This window comes from Clostridium sp. CTA-1 (assembly GCF_054768215.1).
In genome coordinates this window covers 180,762-192,393 of the sequence record NZ_BAAAAP010000001.1, presented here as the reverse complement: position 1 = coordinate 192,393, position 11,632 = coordinate 180,762, and the positions used below count along the sequence as shown (strand labels likewise).

The 11,632-nt window shown below is 28.8% G+C and carries 7 protein-coding genes; all 7 read right to left on the bottom strand.

What is annotated here, in order from left to right:
- Positions 1-132: 132 nt before the first annotated feature.
- Complete coding sequence (locus ACYUEW_RS00890; protein WP_460276021.1) at positions 133-3,894, bottom strand: phosphoribosylformylglycinamidine synthase; 3,762 nt, start codon at positions 3,892-3,894, stop codon at positions 133-135.
- A 197-nt stretch (positions 3,895-4,091) separates the two neighbouring features.
- Positions 4,092-5,441, bottom strand: a complete 1,350-nt coding sequence (locus ACYUEW_RS00885; protein ID WP_003484609.1) for an MATE family efflux transporter — start codon at positions 5,439-5,441, stop codon at positions 4,092-4,094.
- Complete coding sequence (locus ACYUEW_RS00880; RefSeq protein WP_265203861.1) at positions 5,438-7,915, bottom strand: PEP/pyruvate-binding domain-containing protein; 2,478 nt, start codon at positions 7,913-7,915, stop codon at positions 5,438-5,440. Before ACYUEW_RS00880 ends, ACYUEW_RS00885 begins: the two co-directional genes overlap by 4 nt.
- 4 nt (positions 7,916-7,919) lie before the next feature.
- Positions 7,920-8,195 carry an acyl carrier protein gene (locus tag ACYUEW_RS00875; protein WP_030035812.1) on the bottom strand — a complete coding sequence of 92 codons (276 nt, stop codon included), beginning with the start codon at positions 8,193-8,195 and terminating at the stop codon, positions 7,920-7,922.
- A gap of 5 nt (positions 8,196-8,200) precedes the next feature.
- Positions 8,201-9,739 (bottom strand): AMP-binding protein, encoded by a 1,539-nt coding sequence (locus ACYUEW_RS00870; RefSeq protein WP_265203860.1) that lies wholly within the window; start codon positions 9,737-9,739, stop codon positions 8,201-8,203.
- 16 nt (positions 9,740-9,755) lie between these two features.
- Complete coding sequence (locus tag ACYUEW_RS00865; RefSeq protein ID WP_003484604.1) at positions 9,756-10,766, bottom strand: 3-oxoacyl-ACP synthase III family protein; 1,011 nt, start codon at positions 10,764-10,766, stop codon at positions 9,756-9,758.
- Positions 10,750-11,631: a thioesterase II family protein gene (locus tag ACYUEW_RS00860; RefSeq protein ID WP_042384607.1), complete on the bottom strand. Its 882-nt coding sequence runs from the start codon at positions 11,629-11,631 to the stop codon at positions 10,750-10,752. The genes ACYUEW_RS00865 and ACYUEW_RS00860 overlap by 17 nt, the downstream gene beginning before the upstream one ends.
- Position 11,632 lies beyond the last annotated feature (1 nt).

Genomic DNA, 11,632 nt, shown 5'->3' with positions numbered 1-11,632 from the left:
GTCACAAAGATAAAAAATACACATAATAAACCACTTCATTTAACTAATATGTTTATTACGTGTATTTTTTATCTTTGCTATATTAAAATTAAGCCTAGTTTCAGATACCTTTTTTAAAGCTATAAATAAAATTTATTTAAAATATTTTATTCCCGCATCAAATATTTTTTGATCCTTATTACCTGATACATTTTTTAGTGTTCCATAGCCTATTCTTTCTGAATGTGCCATTTTACCAAGAATCCTACCATCAGGACTGCAAATACCTTCTACACCAAATACAGATCCATTGGGATTATATTTTATATCAGAAGTAACATTTCCATTAACATCTACATATTGAGTAACTATTTGGCCATTATCTATTAATTTTTTCATTACATTATCTTTAGCATAAAATTTACCTTCTCCATGGGATATAGGTATTGCATGTATATCTCCTACTTCCACATTATTAAACCAAGGTGATAAATTAGAAACCACTTTAGTATAAGCTATTTTGGATTGGTGTCTTCCTATATCATTATAAGTTAGTGTTGGACAACTTTCATCTATATCACGTATTTCCCCAAAAGGTACTAACCCTAATTTTATTAAAGCTTGGAATCCATTGCATATACCTAGCATCAATCCATCTTTAACCTTTAGAAATTCCATAACTGAATCTTTAATTTTTTCATTTCTAAATATAGTTGCTATAAACTTACCAGAACCTTCTGGTTCATCACCTGCACTAAATCCACCAGGTAACATAATTATATTAGATTGTTTTATTTTAGAACTTAAATTATCTATAGATTCCTTTATATTGTCTGAACTCATATTATTAAATACAACTAATTCTACCTCTCCACCAGCTTTTTCAAAGGCCCTTTTAGAATCATATTCACAATTAGTACCTGGGAATACTGGAATTAGAATCTTTGGTTTAGGAACTTTTATGCTTGGGGATTTTTTATTTTTCTTTTTATATAGTGGTATGTCTAAATCTTTCTTATATTCTTTCTCTACTTTCCATACAAATACATTCTCTAGAGTACTTTCAAATTCTTTGTAACATTGATCTAATAATATTTCCTCCTCTAAAATTTCTATAGAAGCTCTTTCAGTAGTATCACCTATTATTTTATAATCTATTTCTTTTAATAGGTTTAAATCAAAGTTTTTATTAACCTCTAATATTATTGATCCATAGTCTCTCGAAAATAATTCTTCTTTTTCTAAATTCTTTAACTTTGCCCCTATATTATTTCCAAAACACATTTTACTTATAGCTTCTGAAATTCCTCCAAATTTAATAGTAGAGGCCGCTAGAACATTACCTGTTCCTATAGCTTCATATACTTTTTCATAATTTTCCTTAAGAATATTAAAATCTGGGATTTCTTCTTTATTTCTTTTAGCTTTTATATATAAAATAACACTTCCTACTTCTTTAAATTCTGAGGATATTATTCTATTCACATTTGTAACTCCTACTGCAAAGGATACTAAAGTTGGTGGTACATTCATATCTTTAAAAGTTCCTGACATACTATCCTTTCCACCTATAGCTGCAATAGAAAATTCTCTTTGAGCCTTTAGTGCTCCTAAAAGAGCCGCTAATGGTTTTCCCCATTTTTCTTCTTTATTTTCTAGTTTTTCAAAATACTCTTGGAAAGTAAGTCTTATTTTTTTATAGTCTATCCCCATAGCTACAGCTTTAGTTACAGATTCTATAACAGCATACATTGCTCCATGGAAAGGACTCCATTTAGATATTTTAGGATTAAATCCATAAGTCATAACTGTAGCTGTAGTAGTATCTCCTTCTAATACTGGAAGTTTAGCTGCCATACCCTCCTGTGGAGTTTTCTGATATTTACCTCCTAAGGGCATTATAACGGTACCAGCTCCTACTGTACTATCAAACATTTCTACTAATCCTTTTTGACTACATACATTTAAATCTTTTATATTTTCAATCCATTTATCCTTTATATTTTCTTTAGAACCTATAACTATTTTTTGAAAATAGCTTTCTTTTTCTGGAGTATTTATATACGCCTTAGTCTTTTGCACCACCCCATTAGTATTTAAAAATTCTCTGTCCAAATCAACTATAATATTATCTTTCCATAGCATCTTAAGTCTTTTTTCTTGTTTAACTTCTGCAACTACTGTAGCCTCTAGGTTTTCTTCTTCTGAAAATTTAATAAATCTTTCTCTATCTTCCTTTGAAATTACCACTGCCATACGTTCCTGTGATTCTGATATAGCTAATTCTGTTCCATCTAAGCCTTCATATTTTTTAGGGACTTTATTTAAATCTATGTAAAGACCTTCTGTAAGTTCCCCAATAGCTACAGATACTCCGCCAGCTCCAAAATCATTACATCTTTTTATCATAGTACTTACTTCTTTATTTCTAAAAAGTCTTTGAATTTTTCTTTCTGTTGGTGCATTTCCTTTTTGTACCTCTGAACCACAGTTTTCTATAGATGATTCTGTATGTTTTTTAGAAGAACCAGTAGCACCTCCTATACCATCTCTACCTGTTCTTCCTCCTAATAATATAACTATATCTGAAGGTTTAGGTTCTTTTCTAATTACATTTTCCATAGGCGCTGCACCAATAACTGCACCAATTTCCATTCTTTTAGCCATATAACCTTCATCATATATTTCTGAAACTTGACCTGTAGCTAAACCTATCTGATTTCCATAAGAACTATATCCATGAGCTGCTTCAGTAGTTATTTTCTTTTGAGGAAGTTTTCCTTCTAAGGTATCTTCTATATTTTGTCTTGGATCTGCACTACCTGTAACCCTCATAGCTTGATATACGTAAACTCTTCCAGAAAGAGGATCTCTTATAGCACCTCCAACACAAGTAGCTGCTCCACCAAAAGGTTCTATTTCTGTAGGATGGTTATGAGTTTCATTTTTAAACATAACAAGCCATTTTTCTGTTTTACCATCTATTTCAGCATCTACAACTATGCTACAAGCATTAATTTCTGGAGACACATCTAAATCCTCCATTAATCCTTTTTTTCTTAACTCTTTTGCTGCTATAGTAGCTATATCCATAAGACATGTAGCTTTTTCTTTTGCATGTACAAAGCCTTTAATATTTTTATACTCTTCATAAGTTTCCTTTATTGCATTAGAATATAATCCTTCTTCTATTTTTATATCCTCTATTTCTGTCATAAAGGTTGTATGTCTACAATGATCTGACCAATAAGTATCTATAACTTTAATTTCTGTTATAGTAGGATTTCTTTTTTCTTCATTTTTAAAATATTCTCTGCAAAATTTTAAATCTTCAAAGGTCATAGCTAAATTTCTATCTTGTAAAAATTCTTTCAATTCTTTTTCACTTAGATCTATAAATCCATCTAATACTTCTACAGACTGTACTTCTAACTGTACATCTACTAAGGAATTAGGCTTTTCAAGCTGTGCTTCCCTTGAATCTACTTTATTTATGCAATATTCTTTTATTTTTTCTAGTTCTTCTTTTGTTATATTCCCCTTTATAACAAAAACTTTACTATACTTTACAATAGCTCCTTGTTTTTGAGTAAGTATTTCTATACATTGAGCCGCAGAATCTGCCCTTTGATCATATTGACCTGGTAAATATTCTACTGAAAAAATCTTATCCTCACTATCATAAGAAAATTTTTCTTCATATAGCTCATCTACAGTCTTTTCTGAAAATATATTATACTTAGCCAAATTATATTCCTCATCACTTATACCACTTATATTATATTTATTTAAAATTCTTACATCTTTTATATTTTTCATATTTAGGCTTAACTTAAAATTATCTAATATTTTTTTACTTTCCACCCTAAATTGCGGTTTTTTTTCTACGAATAATGTTTTTATTTCATTCCCCACTTCTATCCCTCTTTCCGAATATTTTTTTAAATTTCTTTTTTATAATTCGTGTTAAATTAATTATATCATAGGTTATCTCAAAATAATAGGTTGTTTTATCTTTAAAATCTATTATTTTATGAACTATATATAAAAAAACTACTCCCATTCATATTTTCTTGGTAGTAGTTTATAATTATTTTATATTAAAGTATATTCTAACATTTTAACTCTTTTTTATACTTAGCTACTAAAACAACTGAAATAACAAAAGTAATAAAATCTGATAAAGGTTGAACATACAATATACCCTTTATCCCCAACATCTTAGACATTATTAAAATTAAAGGTATATATATATAACCCTGCCTGGATGAAGTAATTAAAGTAGCTTCTTTGAATTTATGTGTACTTTGTAAGAACATACCCGTTATAGTAATATATCCTATAAGTGGTAAAGTGATTGATTGTATACTTAAAACTTGTGAACCTATATTAATTATCTCATTATCATTTCTAAACAACATTACCATATTTTCGCTGTACATTAAAAATATTATAGAAATAAAAGCCATAAATATTATAGCTGATCTTAATGTAAATTTTAAAGCTTTCTCTACTCGTTCATATAACTTAGCACCATAATTAAATATACACACAGGCTGAAATCCATGTCCAAGCCCTACCATAAGATAAGTTCCTGCAAGCACTAATCTATTAACTATAGTAAAAGAAGCTATATATTCTTCGCCAAAAATTTTTAATTCATTATTCAAAAGCATAAGAGATATTCCTATAAAAATTTCTCTTGTAAAATTCGGTATCCCTCCTCCATAAAGCTCAGACAATATTTTTTTATTTATAGAAAAATTTTTTAGATTAAATTTTATATTTTCTCTCATTCCACTAACTATAATTAAAATGATAAAGCTTATTATTTCTCCAATAATCGTGGCATACGCGGCTCCTTTAATTCCTAAATTAAAATAAAAAATAAAAATAGGATCCAGTATACAGTTAATTACTGCTCCAGATGCAATAGCAGCCGCCCCCAAACTTGGATTTCCTTGTAATCTAAATTGATTATTCATCGTCAAAGCTGAAATCATAAACGGGGTACCTATTAATAGTATTAAAAGATATTCTTTCGTTGAAAATAAAAGAGAATTAGTGGCTCCTAAAAAAAGTGCTAATTCATTTAAATACAGTTCCCCAAAGATCATTATAATTGTCCCTGTGAGAAATGATATAACAAGACCATCTATTGCCATTTTTGATGACTCTGTTCTATTTTTTTTACTTTCCATTCTTGACATATAATTTCCTGAACCGTGTCCATATAAAAGTCCAAAGGCCTGGGTAACACTCATAAATGAAAATGCCAGCCCTACTGATGCTGTAGATATTGTATCGATCTTGGATATAAAATAAGTATCTGCTAAACTGTATGCAATTCCTATTAGCATTGCCATTGTAGACGGTATAGCCATTTTCAATATTAATTTAGGAATTGGCGTCTTAGTAAGTTTTTCAAATTTCTCCTGTTTTTCTTCTATATTCTTTGTCATATTATTTCCTCTGATAATCGCTTTACAATACCATTATTTCCGTCTACTAATATATAGTCTCCATCTGATAAATTTACTGTGGCATTTCCAACACCCAATACTGCTGGTATATTATATTCACGTGCAACGATAGCTGCATGAGATAAAGCTCCCCCTGTATCTGAAACAACTCCTTTTGCTATTTTAAAAAGAGGGGTCCACTCAGGATCAGTGTATGGACATATAAGAATATTATCTTCTTTCAGTTTATCAAATTCAGTATGATTTTTTATAATACAAACTCTACCTCTCACTAAACCTGAACTTCCACTTATTCCCTTAAAAATATTTTTCTCATTATCGTAAAAAGCATCTAATGTCATCTGCTCCCAAAGTTCTTCAGCCTCTCTACGGTGATTTTTCCTATATGAAATCAATTCTCTACATTCATGCTCTAACTTACCAATAGCTATTACTTTTCTTAAATCTTGAAAAGACAAATAGAGCAAATCTTCTTTCTTTGTATTTAACAAAGCTTCTATTCGTTTTAAAATCACCCTCAATAATCCAAATCCTGTTTCCCAAAGATATTGACTTTCCTCACGTCTAACATGAGCTAGTCTATAATAAGTAATATCTGCCATTGTTTTCTTAAATCTTTTTGTACCTTTACTTTCCTCCAACTCTTTCAATATACCCATGTATTTTCCAGATTTGTTTTCTTTATATTCTTTATTCTCTGAAATGGTTATTTTAAGAAGTTTTATAAATCTATTTGGTTCCTCATTCCAAGAAGATGAAGAGAATGGAATACAGCAATAATTAGACTTCCAACCATATTTATTAAAAAACTCTTTTATTTCTATTGAATCGTAATCATATTTTTCTTTTATAAATGCATAGCTTGCCCCTTCTATTAAATCCTTTATTAATTCTTTATTTCTTGATAAAGTTTTTGATAAAATATCAATATCCTTATTCATATCTACTGTTACATAATCTAAATCTGATAAGAGATCATACTCTGTATAATTTGGATTTATAGATTTAAGTTCTTTATCAAGTTTTTCACCAATAATAACAGATGGAAAAAGAAAATATCTAAATCTTGCAAAAGAAATTCTTTTATGAATTGAAATAATATCACTCATGTATTTATCTACATCACAAAGAGAAAATTTATAACTATTTTCATTTATATTTTGTTCTATTACTTTGAGTTCTTTTTTACAAGAATCTAAAATTTTTTCTCCATATTCAATATTCTTTTCATTATTTTTATATTCATTATAAACTTTAAAAAAGCGTAAAACTTTTGGATTTACTTTCCACCTAATTTTATTCATATGGATTATACCCATATTATCCATATATATAGGACTTTCTATTTTTAGTCCTACATCCTTAAAAAGTTCAAATTTCATATTTTGCAATATCATTGCAATTTCATAATCTAGTGGATAACATGCAACTGGAAAATGTTCTATCATATTATTTAAATACTTTTTTTCTTTTTGTGAGTACTGCTTTCTGGTATTTTTATTCTGTTTTTTCTTTATAGTTGTAATTGGACGTGCCTGAAGAATATATACTTTTTTATTTTTAATTGCCCATTCTATATCCATAGGTTTTTTATATAAACCTTCTATCTTTAAAGCCATATCAAATAATTCTTTTAAATTTTCATTATGAAGACATCTTCTTTCTCTCATATCAAAAGAATTATTTACAACCACAGTTCCTTTATCCGAATATACAACTGAAATTTCCTTACTTCCAAGAGTAAAAGCTATTTCTTTACCATTTTTATCAAGAACATAATTATCTGGTGTAACTTTTCCTGACACTATGGCTTCCCCCAAATTATAAGATGCATCTATCATTATTTCTTTTTCAGCAGTTATTGGGTTAGATGTAAACATAACACCAGAAATATCCGATTCTATCATTTCTTGAATAACAACTGCTATACCAACATTCAAATGATCATATCCATTATTAGTTCTATATGAAAATGACCTAATGCTCCAAAGAGAAGAAAAGCACTTTTTTATTGATACAAATAAATCTTCCTTATTCATAATATTCAAATATGTCTCTTGTTGCCCTGCAAAACTTGCTTCCGGTAAATCTTCGGCTGTTGCCGAAGATCTTACTGCTAAGTGAATAGGTCTCTTAAATTTATTAAATCTACTCAATATATCTTCTTTTAAGTCCTTTGGAAACTCAGCTTTTAAGATTAAATTTCTTATCTCTTCAGTTTCATCCTCTATAGATAAAGTTTCTTTATCCATATTACTAATTTTTTGTTCTATTATTTCTAATATACCATTACTTTTCAAGAAATTTTTATATGCATTAGCTGTTATAATAAAGCCATCTGGAACAGGAATGCCACATGAAATCATTAGTCCTAAATTAGCCCCTTTTCCTCCTACAATATCAATTTGATTTTTCCGTGCATCTTTTATGCCAATAATATTTTTAGTATACATTTTTTCACCCCACTATATCTTTTAAATCAATTTTAGTCTTTTCAATATTCTCAACTATTTCATTCAGAGATATTGATTTATAAAGATCTACTGTAGCATCTAGTGATATACCATACTCCTCCTGTAAAATAACATATAATTGAATGATTACCATACTTGTAGCTCCCATTTCTGTTAAATCTACATCATCCATAATATCTTCAGTGTTAACATCCATTAGCTCCGATAGATATTTTTTAATTTGTTTTTTTAGTCCAATTTTTGTATTATTATCTATCATAATTATCATACTCCTTTTATATTAAATACCTCACCAACATCCCTATATTCTTCCAGAATGCGGATAGGATCTCCCTTTTGAGTAAATTCAATATTTATATTTAAAAATAGTACTTTTAATATTTTCTTTGAAATAGGAAGATTCTTATTTTTTTCCCTTATTAACTCAATAATATATTCTTTTGAAATGCGTTTATGTGTATTCCTATCAATGAACATAGTAGCCCTATTTTTATATTCTGATATAAAGTATACAATCCCTTTAGGCCTCATATCTTTAAAAAATTCTTCTAATTCTTCAGCATATATATTTTCTCCAGATTCATCTACAATAATATTTTTCATCCTACCTTTAAAAAAAAGTTTTCTATTTTTTAGCTCAAATATATCCCCCGTTCTATAATACATGCCTTCAATTAGTTCAGGGCAAATTTCTTTTTTATCTTTTATAGAAGCAGTGTATATCGCATCTGATTTTACGATAATTTCTCCAGTGCCCTCATTTCTTATACTTCCATCTGAAGTTAAAACTTTAATTTCATAATTATCATAAACTTTTCCCTCAGACTCACAATCATTTAAATCACTTTTACCTATAGATAAAAAACCAGTTTCTGTTAATCCATAACCAACGAAAAATTCAATTCCTGCTCTAATATAACTATTTCTAATAGAAGCATCTGTTTTACTTCCACCACTTAAAATAATTTTAAAATTTTTTCCCAATAATTTATCTACACCTTCACGATTTTCAGAATACCTTCTCTTCAATATATTTTTTATTAATTTCCACACCATAGGCACACCAAAGCTTCCTAAAGCATTCTCATTTCTTATTCCTTTAATAATCCCATATGGTGTTTGATCTGATAGAAAAACAACTTTTAAGTCTAAAGTAATCAAAATTAAAGGTAATAAAAATCCTAAAATATGATTCATAGGTAAAAAACTTACTATTTTTCTGTACGAATTATCAGTTTTATACACAATATCTGCTAATGTCTCATTTTTTAAGAATTCATATTTAACATTTTTTATTTGATTTAAAATTGCATAAGCATGATATATAATAACTTGTGGCTTTCCTGTTGTTCCAGAAGATAAAAATGCTACTTTGCTAGACCAAATATCTTTCTCAAATTTACTATTTAAACATTGAATATCAATAGCTTCATTATGAAAATTATCTAATATATTATTATCTAAAATAGCAACTAATTCCACATCTATCTTATATCTATACCTATTATTACTTTCACTTTTGTTGTCAAGTAATAATATATTCCATCCCAATTTCATAGCCCCAAATACTACTGCATAATAGAGATAGTTATTATGATATTTCAAACCAATCCAATCTCCAACTTTTATATTTGGATAAAGAAGTTTTAAAAATCTACTCATTTTATTAATCAACATTTGATATTGTTTTTTATTGTACACAATCCTTTTTTCATCATTGTAGACTATTATACATTCTTTATTACTATCTTCCTCTTGAAAAATTACAGTATATATATCTCCAAAAGTAACCTTTTCTTTCATATACTCACCTACATAACTAAAGTATTACTGCGATAGTCGCAATATTAATTCCAACTCCAACACCAGACATTAAGGTCTTACTTCCAGTCTTTAGTCTTCCATCCATAATAGCTTCATATGTTGCTATCGGAATATTGCTAGCTCCAACATTTCCAAATTTATCAACGACTTGAATAATTTTTTCAATTGGGAAAGATAATTCCTTAGACATACTCTTATTAATCCATTTAGCTACTTGTGTTGGTATATAACAATCTACATCCTTCTGAAAATTCCACCCAACTTCACGTTCTAAAATTGGCAATAAGTTTTTCCCTAAATTTCTTTGCTCATCTATTATAACTTTAGTGGTCCCAGGAATATACATTTTATCAGGATCTCTCGGGAAACGAACTCCACCTCCCCAAACTACATTATTGTTCCAATATTCTGCATATGTACGGAAAATACCCTTCACAATGCCTTTATTGTTATCTTCCTCTCTTTCCATTATAAAAGCACCGCCACCATCGCCTATAGACAAAGTCACCGGAGCCCTTCTAATTAGTTCCTCTTTAGATTCAAACTTAAAATTGATCCATTTTGATAAAGCTTCTCCAGAAACAACAAGAACTATATCAGCTTTTCCTGTCTTTATTAAACTATCTGCAATATCAATACCTGTTAAGAATGCATTGCAAGCATTTTTAACATCAAATCCAAATGCATTCTTTATGTTCAATAAATCCATCACTACATTTGCTGTTGCTGGTTCAGCAAAATCTTGAGATACAGAACAAAAAATAAGTGCATCAATTTCAGCACTTGAAACTCCTGCCTTTTTCATGGCATCTATAGCTGCCTTCGCTGCAATATGTGAACTATATTCATTGGTATCTGAATATCTTCTTTCTTCACATCCCGTTAGCATCTTACAAAGTCCTTTTCTAACCCCCAATTTTTTAAAACCTGCGAGTTCTTCCGCTTCTTCGCTAGTTACAATTCTATTTGGTAAGTATCTTCCTACTCCCTTAATCCTTGATCTCATAATTCACCTCAAATTTTTTTAATATAGTTTCTGCTTTTTCCTGTATCTTCTGTAATACAGTTTCATTATTATTAAATAGAATCAAATGATCTCCTTCTACCATATATAACTCAAACTTTGCACATGTATATTTCTTCCATTTCATTAATTCTAACTCACTAGCTATTTCATCATTAGTAGCTCCAAAAACAGTTAAATCAACATTGATAGGCAATAGACTTATTTCATCTTCTAAAGTTATTTTTTCATCCTCAATAAAAAGTTTTATATGTTCAAGCACAAACTCCAATGCTTTATATTTCTTCCCTTTTATCAGCTTTATATCTCCATATATCTCCCTATACATATCTTCTACAGAAAAATCTAAAAATTTTTCTATGTTGTTATAAACAATATTTAAAAATACGGACAATAATTTATCTAATTCCTCTTTTGTAATTAAATCATCAAGAAAATATTTTTCAAAAACACTTTTTACAAAATTCTTTCTCTTAGGATCTTCCAACATTTTTTTTCTATTTTTCAAGATATCAGGTGGCGGTTCCACAGCAATAAAAATGTGCTTCGGTTTTTTAAATTCATGCATCTCTATTAGTCTACATAAATCTATTGCTATAATTGAACTTGAACTATTTCCTAATATCATATACTCTTCATTATTCTTCAACTTTAATTTAACATCCTCAAATAACAAATCTATAAGATTTCTACGACTTACTGCTTTTTTATCCCTCTCTTTAATTCCTCGGCCTGGTATCTCCAATGGACTTAGTCTGATTTGCTTTCCAATAATCGGTATCCATTTGTAATACATTATTGATGAAGAACCCGCCCCTGGCAATGTAAATAATCGAACTATACTCACA